At 48.4% G+C, this 14,577-nt stretch carries 30 protein-coding genes; all 30 read left to right on the top strand.

Annotated elements, in window-relative coordinates:
* Positions 1-123: EF-Tu C-terminal domain-related protein (locus tag AC1931_RS14925; RefSeq protein WP_483878079.1), on the top strand; the 123-nt coding region annotated here is incomplete at its 5' end.
* Between the two features lie 23 nt (positions 124-146).
* Positions 147-455: a 30S ribosomal protein S10 gene (rpsJ, locus tag AC1931_RS14920; protein WP_191154503.1), complete on the top strand. Its 309-nt coding sequence runs from the start codon at positions 147-149 to the stop codon at positions 453-455.
* A gap of 36 nt (positions 456-491) precedes the next feature.
* Positions 492-1,115, top strand: coding sequence for a 50S ribosomal protein L3 (gene rplC, locus AC1931_RS14915; protein ID WP_483878077.1), 624 nt, complete (start codon positions 492-494; stop codon positions 1,113-1,115).
* Positions 1,116-1,142: 27 nt separating this feature from the next.
* Complete coding sequence (rplD, locus tag AC1931_RS14910; RefSeq protein WP_483878076.1) at positions 1,143-1,766, top strand: 50S ribosomal protein L4; 624 nt, start codon at positions 1,143-1,145, stop codon at positions 1,764-1,766.
* Complete coding sequence (locus AC1931_RS14905) at positions 1,763-2,050, top strand: 50S ribosomal protein L23 (protein WP_483878075.1); 288 nt, start codon at positions 1,763-1,765, stop codon at positions 2,048-2,050. Before rplD ends, AC1931_RS14905 begins: the two co-directional genes overlap by 4 nt.
* A 33-nt stretch (positions 2,051-2,083) precedes the next feature.
* Positions 2,084-2,911: a 50S ribosomal protein L2 gene (rplB, locus tag AC1931_RS14900; RefSeq protein WP_483878074.1), complete on the top strand. Its 828-nt coding sequence runs from the start codon at positions 2,084-2,086 to the stop codon at positions 2,909-2,911.
* A 24-nt stretch (positions 2,912-2,935) separates the two neighbouring features.
* A complete protein-coding gene (rpsS, locus tag AC1931_RS14895; RefSeq protein ID WP_483878073.1) occupies positions 2,936-3,214 on the top strand; it encodes a 30S ribosomal protein S19 in 279 nt (92 codons plus the stop codon).
* 27 nt (positions 3,215-3,241) lie between these two features.
* On the top strand, positions 3,242-3,574 hold the full coding sequence (gene rplV, locus AC1931_RS14890) for a 50S ribosomal protein L22 (RefSeq protein WP_191154497.1): 333 nt from the start codon (positions 3,242-3,244) through the stop codon (positions 3,572-3,574).
* Between the two features lie 17 nt (positions 3,575-3,591).
* Positions 3,592-4,242, top strand: a complete 651-nt coding sequence (gene rpsC, locus AC1931_RS14885) for a 30S ribosomal protein S3 (RefSeq protein ID WP_483878072.1) — start codon at positions 3,592-3,594, stop codon at positions 4,240-4,242.
* A 16-nt stretch (positions 4,243-4,258) separates the two neighbouring features.
* Positions 4,259-4,681 (top strand): 50S ribosomal protein L16, encoded by a 423-nt coding sequence (gene rplP, locus AC1931_RS14880; RefSeq protein WP_191154495.1) that lies wholly within the window; start codon positions 4,259-4,261, stop codon positions 4,679-4,681.
* Positions 4,671-4,862, top strand: a complete 192-nt coding sequence (rpmC, locus tag AC1931_RS14875) for a 50S ribosomal protein L29 (RefSeq protein ID WP_483878071.1) — start codon at positions 4,671-4,673, stop codon at positions 4,860-4,862. The genes rplP and rpmC overlap by 11 nt, the downstream gene beginning before the upstream one ends.
* A gap of 12 nt (positions 4,863-4,874) precedes the next feature.
* The gene (rpsQ, locus tag AC1931_RS14870) at positions 4,875-5,150 is read left to right on the top strand and encodes a 30S ribosomal protein S17 (RefSeq protein WP_191154493.1); all 276 of its coding nucleotides are present in this window, start codon (positions 4,875-4,877) and stop codon (positions 5,148-5,150) included.
* A gap of 11 nt (positions 5,151-5,161) precedes the next feature.
* Positions 5,162-5,530: a 50S ribosomal protein L14 gene (rplN, locus tag AC1931_RS14865; RefSeq protein ID WP_483878070.1), complete on the top strand. Its 369-nt coding sequence runs from the start codon at positions 5,162-5,164 to the stop codon at positions 5,528-5,530.
* 26 nt (positions 5,531-5,556) lie between these two features.
* Positions 5,557-5,886 carry a 50S ribosomal protein L24 gene (gene rplX, locus AC1931_RS14860; RefSeq protein WP_483878069.1) on the top strand — a complete coding sequence of 110 codons (330 nt, stop codon included), beginning with the start codon at positions 5,557-5,559 and terminating at the stop codon, positions 5,884-5,886.
* Between the two features lie 12 nt (positions 5,887-5,898).
* Positions 5,899-6,438 carry a 50S ribosomal protein L5 gene (gene rplE, locus AC1931_RS14855; protein ID WP_483878068.1) on the top strand — a complete coding sequence of 180 codons (540 nt, stop codon included), beginning with the start codon at positions 5,899-5,901 and terminating at the stop codon, positions 6,436-6,438.
* A 24-nt stretch (positions 6,439-6,462) separates the two neighbouring features.
* Positions 6,463-6,648: a type Z 30S ribosomal protein S14 gene (locus AC1931_RS14850; RefSeq protein ID WP_191154490.1), complete on the top strand. Its 186-nt coding sequence runs from the start codon at positions 6,463-6,465 to the stop codon at positions 6,646-6,648.
* Between the two features lie 21 nt (positions 6,649-6,669).
* Entirely contained in the window at positions 6,670-7,068 is a 399-nt protein-coding gene (rpsH, locus tag AC1931_RS14845) for a 30S ribosomal protein S8 (protein WP_483878067.1), read from the top strand.
* Positions 7,069-7,089: 21 nt separating this feature from the next.
* Positions 7,090-7,626 carry a 50S ribosomal protein L6 gene (gene rplF / locus AC1931_RS14840; RefSeq protein ID WP_483878066.1) on the top strand — a complete coding sequence of 179 codons (537 nt, stop codon included), beginning with the start codon at positions 7,090-7,092 and terminating at the stop codon, positions 7,624-7,626.
* Positions 7,627-7,667: 41 nt separating this feature from the next.
* Positions 7,668-8,015 (top strand): 50S ribosomal protein L18, encoded by a 348-nt coding sequence (gene rplR / locus AC1931_RS14835; RefSeq protein ID WP_483878078.1) that lies wholly within the window; start codon positions 7,668-7,670, stop codon positions 8,013-8,015.
* Between the two features lie 12 nt (positions 8,016-8,027).
* Positions 8,028-8,519, top strand: coding sequence for a 30S ribosomal protein S5 (gene rpsE / locus AC1931_RS14830; protein WP_483878065.1), 492 nt, complete (start codon positions 8,028-8,030; stop codon positions 8,517-8,519).
* Positions 8,520-8,542: 23 nt separating this feature from the next.
* Positions 8,543-8,722, top strand: coding sequence for a 50S ribosomal protein L30 (rpmD, locus tag AC1931_RS14825; protein ID WP_483878064.1), 180 nt, complete (start codon positions 8,543-8,545; stop codon positions 8,720-8,722).
* Between the two features lie 22 nt (positions 8,723-8,744).
* The gene (gene rplO / locus AC1931_RS14820; RefSeq protein ID WP_483878063.1) at positions 8,745-9,185 is read left to right on the top strand and encodes a 50S ribosomal protein L15; all 441 of its coding nucleotides are present in this window, start codon (positions 8,745-8,747) and stop codon (positions 9,183-9,185) included.
* Positions 9,185-10,495, top strand: a complete 1,311-nt coding sequence (gene secY, locus AC1931_RS14815; RefSeq protein ID WP_483878062.1) for a preprotein translocase subunit SecY — start codon at positions 9,185-9,187, stop codon at positions 10,493-10,495. Before rplO ends, secY begins: the two co-directional genes overlap by 1 nt.
* Positions 10,496-10,503: 8 nt before the next feature.
* Entirely contained in the window at positions 10,504-11,151 is a 648-nt protein-coding gene (locus AC1931_RS14810; protein ID WP_483878061.1) for an adenylate kinase, read from the top strand.
* Positions 11,111-11,905 carry a type I methionyl aminopeptidase gene (map, locus tag AC1931_RS14805; RefSeq protein ID WP_483878060.1) on the top strand — a complete coding sequence of 265 codons (795 nt, stop codon included), beginning with the start codon at positions 11,111-11,113 and terminating at the stop codon, positions 11,903-11,905. Before AC1931_RS14810 ends, map begins: the two co-directional genes overlap by 41 nt.
* A gap of 48 nt (positions 11,906-11,953) precedes the next feature.
* Positions 11,954-12,067 (top strand): 50S ribosomal protein L36, encoded by a 114-nt coding sequence (gene rpmJ / locus AC1931_RS14800; RefSeq protein WP_191154481.1) that lies wholly within the window; start codon positions 11,954-11,956, stop codon positions 12,065-12,067.
* 17 nt (positions 12,068-12,084) lie between these two features.
* Positions 12,085-12,453: a 30S ribosomal protein S13 gene (rpsM, locus tag AC1931_RS14795; protein WP_483878059.1), complete on the top strand. Its 369-nt coding sequence runs from the start codon at positions 12,085-12,087 to the stop codon at positions 12,451-12,453.
* 11 nt (positions 12,454-12,464) lie between these two features.
* Complete coding sequence (rpsK, locus tag AC1931_RS14790) at positions 12,465-12,860, top strand: 30S ribosomal protein S11 (RefSeq protein WP_483878058.1); 396 nt, start codon at positions 12,465-12,467, stop codon at positions 12,858-12,860.
* Between the two features lie 18 nt (positions 12,861-12,878).
* Entirely contained in the window at positions 12,879-13,508 is a 630-nt protein-coding gene (gene rpsD, locus AC1931_RS14785; RefSeq protein ID WP_483878057.1) for a 30S ribosomal protein S4, read from the top strand.
* A gap of 43 nt (positions 13,509-13,551) precedes the next feature.
* Positions 13,552-14,562 (top strand): DNA-directed RNA polymerase subunit alpha, encoded by a 1,011-nt coding sequence (locus AC1931_RS14780; RefSeq protein ID WP_483878056.1) that lies wholly within the window; start codon positions 13,552-13,554, stop codon positions 14,560-14,562.
* Positions 14,563-14,577: the final 15 nt, after the last annotated feature.

Here is a 14,577-nt window from a genome sequence, read left to right as displayed (position 1 = left end):
GACAACATCGCCATGACGGTTGATCTGATCACCCCGATAGCCATGGACAAAGAGTTGCGCTTTGCGATCCGCGAAGGTGGCCGTACAGTCGGTGCCGGCGTTGTCAGTGAAGTGATCGAGTAACAATAAAAAACCGAGGAATACAGATGTCTACACAAAAAATCAGAATTCGCCTGAAGGCCTATGATCACAGTCTGCTGGATCAGGCTGTTGCAGAGATTGTTGATACAACCAAGCGCACTGGTTCTCGCCTGGTCGGCCCTATTCCTCTGCCCACAATTATTAATAAATACTGTGTTCTGCGTGGTCCCCATGTCGACAAAAAAAGCCGTGAGCAGTTTGAAATTCGGACTCACAAGCGCTTGCTCGATATTATGGATCCAACCCAGCAGACAGTTGACGCGCTGATGAAGCTTGATCTGTCAGCCGGTGTAGACGTGGAAATTAAGCTCTAAGCGTTGTTATTTAAGCGATAAATTAAGGTTACGACAATGATCAATGGATTGTTAGGTAAAAAAATAGGCATGTCGCAGACATATGCGGCTGATGGGCGCCGAATTCCGGTGACCGTTATCGAAGCAGGTCCCTGTACTGTGCTGCAACTGAAGACTGTTGCCACTGACGGTTACGATGCTGCTCAGCTCGGCTTTGGTGTCAAGAGCGCACACCGCGTAAATAAGCCGGAAATGGGGCACTTCAAAAAGGCCGGTCAGGGTGCCTTTGCCTTTGTCCGTGAGTTTCCAACGGCTGGTACCTGTGCTGTTGGAGATCAGTTTTCCTGTGATATCTTCAAGCCGGGAGACCGGATTGATGTGACCGCTACCAGCAAGGGCAAGGGTTTCCAGGGCGTTATTAAGCGTTGGGGTTTTTCTGGCGGTCGTGCCAGCCACGGCTCCATGTTCAAGCGCAGAACCGGTTCCATCGGTCAGTCAGCTACCCCATCCAGGGTCGTCAAAGGCAAGAAGATGCCCGGTCAGATGGGTAATCAACGGACTACTACACAGAATTTAGTCGTTGTTGATGTCAGACCGGAACAAAACCTTATTCTTGTTTGTGGTGCTGTTCCCGGCCCAAAAAACGGACTGGTAGAAATTCGCAAAGGCATTAAGGCTTAGCAGGCCAGGAGCTTCAGGAGTTAGATAATGGCAACAGCAACCTTGTATGATCAGAATAAAAATCAGATAGGTGAGTGCACCCTGTCCGATTCAGTTTTTAATGTCGAAGTCAGGGAGTATTTGCTCCATGATATGGTTCGATATCAGCGTGCGGCTCGACGTCAGGGGACTGCCGCTGTTAAAAATCGCAGTGCAGTTGCCGGTGGCGGAAAGAAGCCTTATCGCCAGAAGGGGACAGGTAATGCCCGTCAGGGAACAATTCGCGCGCCCCATTTTGTTGGTGGTGGTGTAGCCTTTGGTCCGACTCCGCGTTCTTTCGCCTTCAAGTTGAATCGTAAAGTGAAGAAGGCGGCGCTGTGCAGTGCCCTTTCTGCTCGATTCCAGGCAGAAAAGTTGCTGCTTCTCAAAGAGCTCTCCCTTGATGCGATCAGCACCAAGGATTTCCGCCAGATTATCGAGCGCTTTGAATTAGAAGGTGCGCTGATTGTTATTGACAGTGAAAACAAGAATGTGGAACTGTCCGCTCGCAATCTGCCAAAAGTCAAAGTACTGCGTGCTGCCGGCATCAATGTCTATGATATTCTCAAGTATCCGAATTTGATGATGACAGAGGCAGCCGTGACAGAAGTAGAAGGAGCCATGGAGCAATGAAACCACTGCATCAGATTATTCGCAAACCGTTGATCACTGAAAAAGGGAATCTTCTTAAAGAAGAGTCCGGCGTCGTCACCTTTGAAGTTGCGCGTGATGCCAACAAGATTGAGATCAAACGGGCTATTGAAGATGCCTTTGATGTTAAAGTCAAGACCGTTAACACTGCTGTTGTTCGCGGCAAGGTAAAGCGTGTCGGCACCAGCCTGGGGCAACGCAATAATTGGAAAAAGGCATTTGTAACCCTCGCAGAGGGTAATGACATCGATTTTTTCGGCGTCTAATCAGTACGCTTAGCGGGTATGGAGTAGCTAATTATGGGCATCAGAAAATATAATCCGACTTCTCCTGGACGTCGTCAAATGACGTCCTCGACTTTTGAAGAAATTACCAAAAGCAAGCCGGAAAGATCATTGTTGGAACCGATTAAGCGCAGTGGCGGTCGTAACAATGCAGGACGCATTACCAAAAGACACACCGGTGGTGGTCATAAGAAACAATATCGCGTAATCGATTTTCGTCGTGACAAACTGGAAGTGCCGGCAAAAGTAGCGGCTGTTGAGTACGATCCCAACCGTAGCGCACGGATTGCCTTGTTGTTTTATGCCGACGGTGAAAAGCGCTATATCCTTGCGCCCTCCGGTTTGAATGTGGGTGATACTGTTGTTGCCAGTGAAGGCGCAGATATCCGGCCCGGTAACGCACTTGCTATTCGCTCGATCCCCCTGGGTACCTGGGTACACAATGTTGAGCTAAAAGTTGGCAAAGGTGGACAGTTAGCTCGTAGCGCTGGTACTTATGCTCAGATCGCAGCTAAAGAAGGACGCTATGCGCAGTTGCGTCTGCCATCAGGTGAGGTTCGTCTGGTGCTTCAGGAATGCCGTGCGACGATTGGTCAGGTTGGCAATCTCGATCATGAAAAAATCAAGATTGGCAAGGCTGGTCGTAACCGCTGGCTGGGCAAGCGGCCCCAATCCCGTGGTGTGGCGATGAACCCGGTCGATCACCCCCATGGTGGTGGTGAGGGCAAGAGTTCTGGTGGTCGTCATCCCGTTACTCCCTGGGGCGTTCCGACCAAAGGTTACAAGACCAGATCCAACAAGCGTACTGACAATTTTATTGTTCGTCGTAGAAATAAAAAATAGTATTTAAGCCTGTAGGAGGCGTACGTGGCAAGATCGGTAAAAAAAGGACCTTACGTTCAAGAATCACTGATGCGTAAGTTTGAGGTTGAGGGCGACACTAGCCGTAATAAGGTAGTCAAGACCTGGTCTCGGCGGTCGACAATTATCCCTGAGTTCGTTGGTATGACCTTTGCCGTGCATAACGGCAAAAAGTTTGTGCCGGTGTTTGTCAGTGAAAATATGGTTGGACACAAGCTCGGTGAATTCGCGCCAACCCGTACCTACTACGGTCATGGCAGTGACAAGAAAAGCAAGGTCAGATAGTTTCTATCCTGACAGGAGTTTGGAATAATGGAAGCACAAGCCAAGTTACGAAACGTCCGTCTCTCTCCACGTAAGGCGAGACTTGTAGTTGATATGATACGTGGTAAGGACATTCAGGATGCCCTTAACTTGTTGCGCTTTTCTCCTCAGAAAAGTGCTCCGATAGTTAGCAAGTTGCTCAAGTCGGCAGTGGCCAACGCTGAGCAGCTGGGTGCAGCTGATGTTGATAAGTTGTTTGTCAAATCGATTATGGTTGATCAGGGTCCCGTGCTCAAGCGGTTTATGCCGCGTGCTCAAGGGCGTGCCAGCCGGATTCGTAAACCGACCAGCCACATTACTGTGGTATTGAACGTCAAGTAATTCGAGGAGGTATCCCTTTGGGCCAGAAAGTTCATCCGATAGGATTTCGTCTGGGTATCAACCGGACTTGGGAGTCCCGCTGGTATGCAGATGGTGATTATGCAGCTAAGCTTCATGCAGATTTGAAGCTGCGTGCATTTCTGAAAAAGCGTCTTTTTCATGCCGGTATTTCCAAAATAGAGCTTGAGCGCGCTGCGAATAAGGTCAAAATTAATATTTATGCTGCGCGCCCGGGGATTATCATTGGTAAAAAAGGGTCAGAAGTTGAAGTTCTAAAGAAAGAACTGGCCAAGATTACTGATGACGAATGCTTTATCAATATCCAGGAGGTACGCAAGCCTGAAGTTGATGCGCAACTTGTTGCTGAGAACGTGGTTCTTCAGCTTGAAAGACGGGTTGCTTTCCGCCGGGCAATGAAAAGAAGCGTCACAATGGCCTTGAAATTTGGTGCCAAAGGGATCAAAATCACCTGTTCCGGTCGCCTCGGTGGTGCTGAGATGAGTCGCACCGAATGGTATCGTGAGGGGCGCGTTCCACTGCATACCCTGCGCGCTGACATTGACTACGGTTTTGCTGAAGCAAAGACGACCTACGGAATTATTGGAGTGAAAGTGCTCATTTTCAAAGGTGAAGTGCTAGGCAAAGAGAAAGAACAGCCAGCGGGCTGATCAGGAGTAACAAATCATGTTAATGCCCAAGAAGGTTAAACATAGAAAGCAATTTACCGGCAGGATGACTGGTCAGGCCACCCGTGGCACCGAGGTCAGCTTCGGTGATTACGCGCTCCAGGCGACTGAGTGCGGTTGGTTGTCCTCCCGTCAGATTGAAGCTGCGCGACGCGCCATGACTCGTTACATCAAACGCGGCGGAAAAATCTGGATTCGTGCTTTTCCTCATAAGCCGGTCACCAGCAAACCAGCTGAAACCCGTATGGGTAAAGGTAAAGGTTCCCTGGATAAATGGGTAGCCGTCGTTAAGCCGGGCCATATCCTTTATGAAATGCAGGGTGTAACGGAAGAAATCGCCCGTGAGGCATTTCGTCTTGGTGCCCACAAGCTGCCGATGAAAACCAGGTTTGTGAAGAGAGAGGACGGCAATGAAGGCTAGTGAATTGAAGGATCTCAGTATCGATGAGCTTTGTGCCAAAGAGACCGAACTGCATAAAGAATTATTTAATCTGCGTTTCCAGTTGCATACCGGCCACTTAGAAAATTCAGCCAGAGTGTCCCAGGTGCGCAAGGATATTGCTCGGGTTAAGACATTTCTGTCCAGCAAGCAACAAGCTTAAGTGAGAGGTCACATGAGTCAAGAAGTCACAGAACGCGGCAAGAGAAATACCAGGGTTGGGATTGTTGTCAGCGACAAGATGGATAAAACCGTTGTCGTTAAGATGGATAACCTGGTTAAACATAGTATGTACAAAAAAATCATCAAGCGGAAAGTCACCTGTAAAGCTCACGATGAGACGAACAGTTGTTCTGTCGGTGATAAGGTCCTTATAGTAGAATCCAGACCCTTGTCCAAGGATAAGCGGTGGCGTGTGCGCCAGATTCTGGAGAAAGCCGTTACGGCGTAGGAGTTGATGTCATGATCCAGATGCAATCCATGCTTAGCGTGGCAGATAATTCCGGGGCCAAAAAACTTTGTTGTATCAAGGTTCCCGGTGGTTCCAAGCGCAAATACGCCGGAGTTGGCGATATCATCATCTGCAGCGTGAAAGAGGCGTTGCCTAATTCAAAAGTTAAAAAAGGTGATGTTGTGCGCGCAGTAATTGTCCGGACAACGAAAGAGGTCCCGCGTCCTGACGGATCTTTTATCCGTTTTGACAACAATTCAGCTGTTGTTGTCAACAATGGTAATGAGCCGATCGGAACCCGTATTTTTGGCCCTGTTGCCAGAGAACTGCGTGCTCGCCATTTCGTGAAAATCGCGTCGCTGGCTCCGGAAGTTCTGTAGTAAATTATCACTGGAGAAATTAAGTAATGTCTATAGCTAAACTGCATGTCAAAAAAGATGACATGGTAAAGATTATCGCCGGTAAAGAGCGTGGTAAAACCGGTAAAGTGCTGCGCGTCATGCCTGACAAGGGGCGGGTCATCGTAGAAAGCTTGAACGTTGTAAAGCGTCATACGCGTCCGAGTCAGCTTAACCCGGAGGGTGGCATTGTTGAAAAGGAAGCTGCAATCAGCCTTTCCAACGTCATGTTGGTCTGCGGTTCCTGTGATGAGCCGACCCGAACCGGCGTGCGTAAACTCGAAGATGGCAATAAAACCCGTTACTGCAAAAAATGTAACGCGAGCGTTGATAAATAAACGGAGATCTTGATGGCCAGGTTAAAGCAGATGCATCTTCAGGAGCAGGTTCCGGCTCTGATGAAAGAATTTCAGTACAGAAATGTTATGGAAGTTCCGAAAATTGAGAAGGTAGTCCTTAACATGGGGCTAGGAGAGGCTATCCAGAACCCTAAGCTTCTCGAGTCCGCAGTTGAGGAGCTCGGTCGTATTACCGGACAGAAGGCAGTCATCACCAAGGCAAGAAAGTCGATTGCCAGTTTCAAATTGCGCGAAGAGATGTCGATCGGAGCGTGTGTAACGTTGCGTCACGATCGCGCCTGGGAATTCCTCGACCGTCTTATTAACGTTGCATTACCGCGTGTTCGAGATTTTAAGGGGATTTCACCAAAGGCTTTTGATGGTCGCGGCAACTACACCCTCGGAATCCGTGAGCAACTTATTTTTCCGGAAATCGACCTCGATCGCATTGCCAAGGTTTCTGGAATGAATATCACCATTGTTACAACGGCCAAAACTGACGAGGAAGGACGTGCTCTATTGTCTGGTCTCGGCATGCCGTTCAGAAAATAGTTACTACACGAAGCGGAGGAAACAGTGGCAAAGAAATCGATGATTGCTAAATCACAACGAACCCAAAAATTTGGAGTTCGTCAGTATAATCGCTGCCCGATTTGCGGTCGTCCACGAGCTTATTATCGTAAGTTTGATATGTGCAGAATTTGTCTGCGGAAACTGGCGTCCGAAGGAAAGATTCCCGGAGTCGTCAAGTCCAGCTGGTAACAGCGTTAAGGAGAACCATCTATGTCCATGACAGATCCGATGGCAGACTTGCTGACCCGCATTCGCAATGCAGGTATGGCTGGTCATGCAAAGCTTGATGTGCCGTCGAGCAATATGAAGGTTGCGGTTGCAACTGTATTGCATGAGCAGGGTTATTTGAAAAACTTCAAAGTTATCAGTGATAATAAACAAGGTATACTGCGTATATTTCTTAAATACGATGATAATCAGTCGCCTGTTATTCACGAGATCAAGCGAATTTCAAAGCCAGGTTGCCGCGTATACGTCAGTACGGATGATATTCCCAAGGTGAAAAATGGCCTTGGAGTATCTATTTTGTCGACCTCCAAGGGAGTCATGGACGACGTCTCTGCGCGCCGTGAGAATGTTGGTGGCGAAGTAATCTGTACAATCTGGTAAAGCAGAGCGAGGAGTATCAAAATGTCACGTATAGGAAAGTTGCCAGTTCCCGTTCCCGCAGGCGTAAAGGTTTCTCTGAGCGGAAATGAGATGACTGTGACTGGACCCAAAGGAACACTTAAGCAGTCATTGCATGAGCGTATGGTGATTGCTGTGGAGGCCGATCAAATTGTTGTTAGTCGCCCCAGTAACGAAAAAACCGATCTGGCATTGCATGGTTTGACACGTTCCCTGATTAATAACATGGTGGTCGGTGTCTCCCAGGGTTTTAAAAAGGCGCTTGAAATCAATGGTGTTGGTTACCGGGCTGAAATCAGTGGTAAAGTTTTGACCATGGCGCTTGGGTATTCCCATCCGGTGGTTTATGAATTACCCGAAGGTATCTCTGTTGAGGTTGAAAAGCAGACTAAGTTGAGCGTGATCGGCATTGATAAGCAGCTGGTCGGTTCTACATCAGCAAAAATACGCTCATTCCGTGCCCCGGAACCTTACAAAGGAAAAGGCATCAAGTATGCCGATGAACGTATTCTGCGTAAAGCCGGCAAAGCTGGTAAATAGATGATTATAAAGCAAGGAGCAAAACTGTGAATGTTTCTCAGATGAGACGTCTGGCACGACTCAAGCGTCAAGCCCGCGTGCGTAAAAAAGTTCGTGGTACAAGTGAACGCCCCCGGCTTTCTGTTTTTCGCAGTGCAAAACATATTTATGCCCAGATCATTGATGACACTGCAGGTGCTACTTTAGTGGCTGCCTCTACGTTGGAAAGCGGCATCGATATGAATTCCAAGGGCAATGTTGAAGCTGCAAAGGCTGTAGGTGCGGCTGTTGCTCGCAAGGCACTGGAAAAAAATATCAACAATGTTGTTTTTGATCGAAATGGATTCCTGTATCAGGGGCGCGTTCAGGCTCTGGCCGATGCGGCACGGGAAGCTGGACTCAAACTATAGAGGAGATGATCTGTGCTGCGCATTGATCCAGATAAATTGGAATTGACCGATCGTGTTATTCATATCAATCGTAATGCCAAAGTTGTCAAAGGTGGACGTCGATTCAGCTTTTCCGCCCTGGTAGTTGTCGGTGATGGTGATGGTCATGTTGGTTATGGTCTCGGAAAAGCCAAAGAAGTGCCTGAAGCGATCCGTAAGGCGGTTGAACAAGCTAAAAAAAGCCTGATCAGGGTTCCGATCCAGCAGGGAAGTACAATTCCCTATGATGTTATTGGCAAGTTCGGAGCCGGCAGGGTATTGCTTAAACCGGCGTCTGAGGGTACTGGAGTCATTGCCGGAGGCGCAGTGCGACCGGTTCTTGAGTCGGTAGGGGTTGGTAACGTGTTGACTAAGTGTTTGGGCACTAACAATCCTCACAATGTCGTCAAGGCTACTATTAACGCTTTAAAGATGCTTAAGAGTCCTGAAGAAATTAACGCACGCCGCGGAATCAATCAGCTTTAAGCAAGAAATCAGGGAGAAGCAGGATGGCGACAGAAGTTAAAGTCACCTTAAAAAAGAGTCCTATTGGCCGTAAGGCGTATTTTTCCAATGTACTCAAAGGCCTCGGGTTTAGACGCCTGAATCAGACAGTGATATTGCAGGATACTCCAGAAATTCGTGGAATGATTCGCAAAGTCGAGCATATGGTTGTCGTTGAGGACTGACTACAGAATAAAGGGCAGTATCATGGATTTAAGTCAATTGAAGCCGGCTCCCGGTTCTACTAAAAATAAAAAGCGCATTGGTCGTGGTCCAGGCTCAGGTACGGGAAAAACCTCCGGCAAGGGTCACAAAGGCCAAAAGGCCCGTAGCGGCGGCAGTATTAAGCCCGGTTTTGAGGGTGGACAGATGCCCCTGCAACGTCGTTTGCCCAAGCGTGGGTTTACCTCGATTAACAAAAAAGATTATAACCTTGTTAATCTGCGCGATCTTGATTGTTTCGATGCCGATACGACCATCACTCTCGAGCTCTATGGTAAGGCAGGGCTGGTGAAGAAAATGAAAGATGGAATAAAAATCCTTGCTGATGGCGAATTGTCTAAGGCCTTGACGGTCCAGGCCCATAAATTCAGTCGCGCAGCCGTCGAAAAAATTGAAGCCGCAGGTGGTAAGGCCGAGGTTATTTAATGCTATCAACTGTACAGAATATTCTGGCAATACCGGAGTTGCGCCGCAGGATTGCTTTCACTCTTACTATTCTTGCAGTTTACCGCATCGGCTGCCATGTTCCGACCCCTGGTATTGACGGCCAGGTTCTTTCTCAGTTCTTTGCCGGATCTGAAGGAACACTGCTGGGCCTGGTCAGTGCCTTTACTGGTGGTGCCCTTGAAATGATGGCCGTTTTTGCATTGGGCATCATGCCCTATATCAGTGCCTCCATTATTTTACAGCTGCTCACAGTCGTTTATGAGCCTTTGGAAAAATTATCCAAGGAGGGTGAGCAAGGTCGTAAAAAGATTACCGAATATACCCGCTACGGAACAATCGTTCTAGCGATTATACAAGGTGCTGGTATGGCTTATGGTCTTCAGGGGATGGTTGGGCCAGCGGGCGAACCAGTGGTTCCGAATCCGGGTTTCGGCTTTATCCTGATGACTGTAATAACCCTGACCGCTGGTACTGCTTTTGTCATGTGGCTTGGTGAGCAAATTACTGAACGGGGTATCGGTAACGGGATTTCATTGATCATTTTTGCCGGTATTGTGGCAGGAATGCCTTCAGCCATCGTCAATACCCTGCGCCTGCTGGAAACCGGTGCTATGACGCCAACGGTGATTATCTTCATTCTGGCCTTGATGCTGGGCACTGTTGCTGCCATTGTCTTCATGGAAAGAGCGCAGCGCAGGGTGCCGATTCACTATGCAAAACGAGTTGTCGGCATGCGCAACATGGGTGGCCAATCAAGTCACCTGCCTATGAAGATCAACATGGCTGGTGTTATCCCGCCCATCTTTGCCAGCTCGATCATGATGTTTCCAGCTACCATTGCGAGTTTTGTCGATACCCCCTGGGTTCAGCAGGTTTCCGCTTATCTGTCGCCGGAGCATCTGGTCTATAATATATTTTATGTTGCATTTATTGTTTTCTTCTGCTACTTCTACACGGCTATAACCTTTAACCCGGTTAACGTAGCTGAAAATATTAAGAATCAGGGTGGTTTTGTCCCGGGGATAAGGCCCGGCAAGGAGACTGCGACGTATCTCGACACTGTCTTGAGTCGCTTAACTTTTGCCGGTGCTATATACGTATCAGCTGTTTGTGTGTTGCCAACAATATTAATTAGTCAACTGAACGTTCCATTCTTCTTTGGTGGTACGGCCTTGCTTATTGTTGTTGCTGTTGGTATGGATACTTCCGCACAGATCGATGCACATCTGATATCACGTTCGTACGAGGGTTTTATGAAGGGTGTCACCCTTAAGGGACGACACGGTTAGGTTTTGCCATGAATTTGATTTTGCTTGGACCCCCAGGTGCAGGAAAAGGTACCCAGTCTGCTTTGCTGGAAAAGCGCTTCAATATCCCGCAGATTTCCACCGGTGATATGCTGCGGGCTGCGGTCAAGGCGTCAACACCGATGGGCCTCAAAGCAAAAGCCTTTATGGATGCAGGTGATCTGGTGCCAGATACTGTCGTCGTTGGAATTGTTCATGAGCGATTGCAGGAGTCTGATTGTGCCGAAGGATTTATCCTTGATGGATTTCCACGGACCGTTCCTCAAGCTGACGCCCTGAATGATTCTCTGGGTCAGCTGAATAAGGAGCTGGATGCCGTTGTCTCCTTGCAGGTAGATACTGGTGCTCTGGTTGAACGCTTGACCGGACGCCGCACTTGCAAGGACTGCGGCAAGGGTTTTCATCTTAAGTTTGATCCCCCGGCACCAGATGGTTCCTGTTCTGTCTGCTGCGGTGAGTTAACCCAGCGTGACGATGACCATGAAGAGACAATCCGCCATCGGATGGAAGCATATCGTCGACAGACGGCGCCGCTTGAAGATTATTATCGTCATGCGGGGATATTGCTGACAGTAGACGGCATGTCAGGGATCCAAGATGTCCAGCAGGAGATTCTGGCTGGATTGCAGGCGCGCTGAATTGATAGTATTAAAGTCGCATGCTGAACTTAAAAAAATGCGTCGTGCCGGACGTATGGTCGCAGAAGTATTAATGTTGCTGCGGGACAAGATTAAACCTGGGGTCACTTCCCTTGAGCTCGATACCATTGCTTTTAATCAGTGTCGTAAGTGGAATGTCAAACCGGCTTTCAAAGGTTACGGTGGTTTTCCTTATACGATATGTGCATCACTGAATGAGCAGATTGTTCATGGTTTTCCAAATACCTCACCATTGATTGAGGGCGACATTCTGAGTGTCGATTTCGGCCTGATCTCTGAGGGCTTTTACGGTGACCATGCGATTACCTTCTCGGTAGGCGAGGTCAACAGTGAGAGCCGGCGATTGCTGGATGTAACCCGTCAGTCGCTGCAAAAAGGTATTGATGCCGCGCAACCTGATGGTTATTTGTCAGATATTTCGCACGCCGTGCAGACTTGTGTCGAAGCGGCTGGTTATAGTGTGGTGCGTGAATTTGTTGGTCATGGTATTGGTCGTCAGTTACATGAGGATCCACAAATACCGAACTACGGTTCACCTGGTACCGGACCCAGATTGCGGCCGGGAATGACTCTGGCAATTGAACCGATGGTCAATGTCGGCAAGCCCGGAGTGACGATTCTCGATGACGGCTGGACAGCAGTGACGGTTGATGGTAAACGCTCAGCTCATTTTGAGCATACGATAGCGATAACTGAAAACGGTCCGGAAATACTCTCCCGGATTGATTCATAGTAACTCCCATTCAATCTTATGGGAAATGGATAGGAAAAGGATCTCACAATGAAGGTAAGAGCTTCGGTCAAGAAGATCTGTGATAAGTGCAAAACAATCAAACGCAAAGGTGTTATCCGGATCATCTGCGAGAATCCCAAACACAAGCAAAGACAGGGATAAGGCCCTAGGAGGAAAAATTGGCACGTATTGCTGGAGTTGATCTCCCGCGCAACAAGCGCATTGAAGTGGCAATGACCTATGTATATGGGATCGGCCGCACCAAATCTAAAGAAATTCTTGATCAGGCAGGGGTTGACTATAACGCTCGCACTGATGATCTGACCGAGACCGAACTGGCAACGATTCGTGAATTGGTAGACCACAACTGTCGCGTTGAGGGAGATTTGCGCCGCGAGGTTTCGATGAATATCAAGCGTCTGATGGATCTTGGATGCTATCGCGGACTTCGTCACCGTAAAGGTTTGCCGGTACGCGGACAGAACACCAAGAATAATTCGCGGACACGTAAAGGTCCTAAAAAGACTGTTGCCGGCAAGAAGAAATAAGCGGAGTTATCATGGCCAAATCAGGTAAGAAAGTTGTACGTAAAAAGGTTGAAAAAAAGAATATTGCGCGCGGAGTCGCACATATACAATCAACCTTTAATAATACTATTGTAACCATCACCGACCCTGTGGGTAATGTGGTAGCCTGGTCAACCTCAGGCGCAAAAGGTTTCAAGGGCTCGCGTAAAAGTACGCCCTTTGCCGCCCAGATTGCCGCCGAAGAAGCTGCAACCAAGGCTATGGAGCATGGTATGCGCTCAGTTGAGGCCTATATTAAGGGTCCTGGTAGCGGTAGAGAGTCTGCTTTGCGTGCGCTCTCCCTTGCCGGACTGACAGTGACAATGATTAAGGACGTCACTCCAATCCCCCACAATGGCTGTCGTCCACCCAAGCGTCGTCGCGTTTAAGCAACAAGGAGGAAGAAGTTGTCTAGGTATTCAGGTCCTGTCTGCCGCCAGTGCAGAAGAGAAAACACAAAACTGTTCCTTAAAGGGGACAGATGCTACACCGATAAATGTTCTCTGGAACGCCGTAATTACGCACCTGGACAGCACGGGCAGCGTCGTTCCAAACTTTCCGACTACGGTGCTCAGCTGCGTGAGAAGCAAAAAGTCAAGCGTTCGTACGGTTTGCAGGAAAAACAGTTCAGACTGTATTTTACCAAGGCTGATCGGATGCGTGGCGTAACCGGTGAAAACCTGCTGATCCTTCTGGAGAGGCGTTTCGATAGCGTTATCTATCGCTTGGGATTTGCTGCTTCAAGAGCTCAGGCGCGAACCCTGGTACGTCACGGACATTTCCAGATCAATGGTCATAAAGCCAATATTCCGTCACAGCTGATTCGTCCCAATGATGTTATCAGTCTGATTGAAAAAAGCCGTCAGATTGCCTGTATCAATGAATCACTGGATAGTGTGATGCGGCGTGGTGTGCCCTCCTGGATAGAGCTTGATCGTGACGCATATAAGGGAACGATGAAGACCCTGCCGGTGCGTGCGGAGTTGACAACACCAGAGATTCAGGAACGACTGATTGTCGAACTCTACTCAAAATAATCATAACCTCGCCAAGGACTCTTGAGAGGGAGATTCAATAAATATGTACAAAAACTGGAGAAATCTGATCAGCCCCAAGCGACTTGAGGCTGCCGAACTGACTTCGACCTATGGTAAGTTCGTTGCTGAGCCTTTTGAGCGCGGGTTTGGGACAACCCTCGGCAATTCATTGCGCCGGGTCCTGTTATCGTCACTTCAGGGTGCAGCAATTACATCTGTGCGCATCAAGAATGTTGCTCATGAGTTTTCTAATGTGCCCGGTGTTACTGAAGATGTGACCGATATCATTCTTAACCTCAAAGGGGTTAAGGTTCGTCTGCATGGCCATGATAGCCGTAACATACGGATTGTTCAAAAAGGCCCGGGAGTTGTTCGTGCCGGCGATATGATTACCGACAGTAATGTTGAAATACTCAACCCTGAGCATCACATCGTTACCTGTGGCGAAGAGTCAGACCTGGAGATGGATATGCATGTCTCCATGGGGAAAGGCTATGTGTCGGCTGATCGCGGGCGCGATGATAGTGCCCCGGTTGGAACAATTCCGATTGATGCGCTGTTTTCACCCATCGTCAAGGTCAACTATAATGTCTCCAACGCGCGCGTCGGAAACATGACTGACTATGACAAACTGACCCTTGAAGTTTATACCGACGGCAGCGTAACCCCTGATGATTCAGTAGCCTATGCTGCAAAGATTCTTAAGGAGCAACTGCAGATCTTTATCAATTTTGATGAAGATCAAGAGCCGCAGGTTGAGGAAGAAGAGGGCGAAAAGAACAAGATCAACGAAAACCTCTATCGCTCTGTCGAGGAGTTGGAGTTGTCAGTTCGCAGCGCCAATTGTTTGAAAAACGCTCAAATCAATCTGATTGGTGAGTTGGTTCAGCGCTCCGAGTCGGAAATGCTGAAGACCCAGAATTTCGGCAGAAAATCACTGAATGAAATCAAGGATATCCTTGCCGACATGGGCTTAGGTCTGGGGATGAAGATCGATTCTTTTCCTGATCCTGAATACTTGAAACTGATACGAAAAGGTCAGGATGACGAATAATCGTCCTGTGATTGT

It is taken from the genome of Pelovirga sp. C15f, from assembly GCF_057178085.1.
Note: the sequence above shows the minus strand (reverse complement) of the source record. Positions and strands in the feature narration are given on the sequence as shown.

Excerpts from the sequence above, each read along its gene's own strand:
- rpmJ (WP_191154481.1), top strand. The coding sequence starts at position 11,954 with ATGAAGGTAAGAGCTTCGGTCAAGAAGATCTGTGATAAGTGCAAAACA.
- rpsJ (WP_191154503.1), top strand. The coding sequence starts at position 147 with ATGTCTACACAAAAAATCAGAATTCGCCTGAAGGCCTATGATCACAGT.
- rplR (WP_483878078.1), top strand. The coding sequence starts at position 7,668 with ATGAGACGTCTGGCACGACTCAAGCGTCAAGCCCGCGTGCGTAAAAAA.
- AC1931_RS14810 (WP_483878061.1), top strand. The coding sequence starts at position 10,504 with ATGAATTTGATTTTGCTTGGACCCCCAGGTGCAGGAAAAGGTACCCAG.
- rplF (WP_483878066.1), top strand. The coding sequence starts at position 7,090 with ATGTCACGTATAGGAAAGTTGCCAGTTCCCGTTCCCGCAGGCGTAAAG.
- rpsQ (WP_191154493.1), top strand. The coding sequence starts at position 4,875 with ATGAGTCAAGAAGTCACAGAACGCGGCAAGAGAAATACCAGGGTTGGG.
- rplP (WP_191154495.1), top strand. The coding sequence starts at position 4,259 with ATGTTAATGCCCAAGAAGGTTAAACATAGAAAGCAATTTACCGGCAGG.
- rpmC (WP_483878071.1), top strand. The coding sequence starts at position 4,671 with ATGAAGGCTAGTGAATTGAAGGATCTCAGTATCGATGAGCTTTGTGCC.
- rplO (WP_483878063.1), top strand. The coding sequence starts at position 8,745 with ATGGATTTAAGTCAATTGAAGCCGGCTCCCGGTTCTACTAAAAATAAA.
- rplX (WP_483878069.1), top strand. The coding sequence starts at position 5,557 with ATGTCTATAGCTAAACTGCATGTCAAAAAAGATGACATGGTAAAGATT.
- rplN (WP_483878070.1), top strand. The coding sequence starts at position 5,162 with ATGATCCAGATGCAATCCATGCTTAGCGTGGCAGATAATTCCGGGGCC.
- secY (WP_483878062.1), top strand. The coding sequence starts at position 9,185 with ATGCTATCAACTGTACAGAATATTCTGGCAATACCGGAGTTGCGCCGC.
- rpsK (WP_483878058.1), top strand. The coding sequence starts at position 12,465 with ATGGCCAAATCAGGTAAGAAAGTTGTACGTAAAAAGGTTGAAAAAAAG.
- map (WP_483878060.1), top strand. The coding sequence starts at position 11,111 with ATGTCCAGCAGGAGATTCTGGCTGGATTGCAGGCGCGCTGAATTGATA.
- rpmD (WP_483878064.1), top strand. The coding sequence starts at position 8,543 with ATGGCGACAGAAGTTAAAGTCACCTTAAAAAAGAGTCCTATTGGCCGT.
- rplE (WP_483878068.1), top strand. The coding sequence starts at position 5,899 with ATGGCCAGGTTAAAGCAGATGCATCTTCAGGAGCAGGTTCCGGCTCTG.
- rplV (WP_191154497.1), top strand. The coding sequence starts at position 3,242 with ATGGAAGCACAAGCCAAGTTACGAAACGTCCGTCTCTCTCCACGTAAG.
- rplD (WP_483878076.1), top strand. The coding sequence starts at position 1,143 with ATGGCAACAGCAACCTTGTATGATCAGAATAAAAATCAGATAGGTGAG.
- rplC (WP_483878077.1), top strand. The coding sequence starts at position 492 with ATGATCAATGGATTGTTAGGTAAAAAAATAGGCATGTCGCAGACATAT.
- rpsH (WP_483878067.1), top strand. The coding sequence starts at position 6,670 with ATGTCCATGACAGATCCGATGGCAGACTTGCTGACCCGCATTCGCAAT.
- rplB (WP_483878074.1), top strand. The coding sequence starts at position 2,084 with ATGGGCATCAGAAAATATAATCCGACTTCTCCTGGACGTCGTCAAATG.
- AC1931_RS14780 (WP_483878056.1), top strand. The coding sequence starts at position 13,552 with ATGTACAAAAACTGGAGAAATCTGATCAGCCCCAAGCGACTTGAGGCT.
- AC1931_RS14905 (WP_483878075.1), top strand. The coding sequence starts at position 1,763 with ATGAAACCACTGCATCAGATTATTCGCAAACCGTTGATCACTGAAAAA.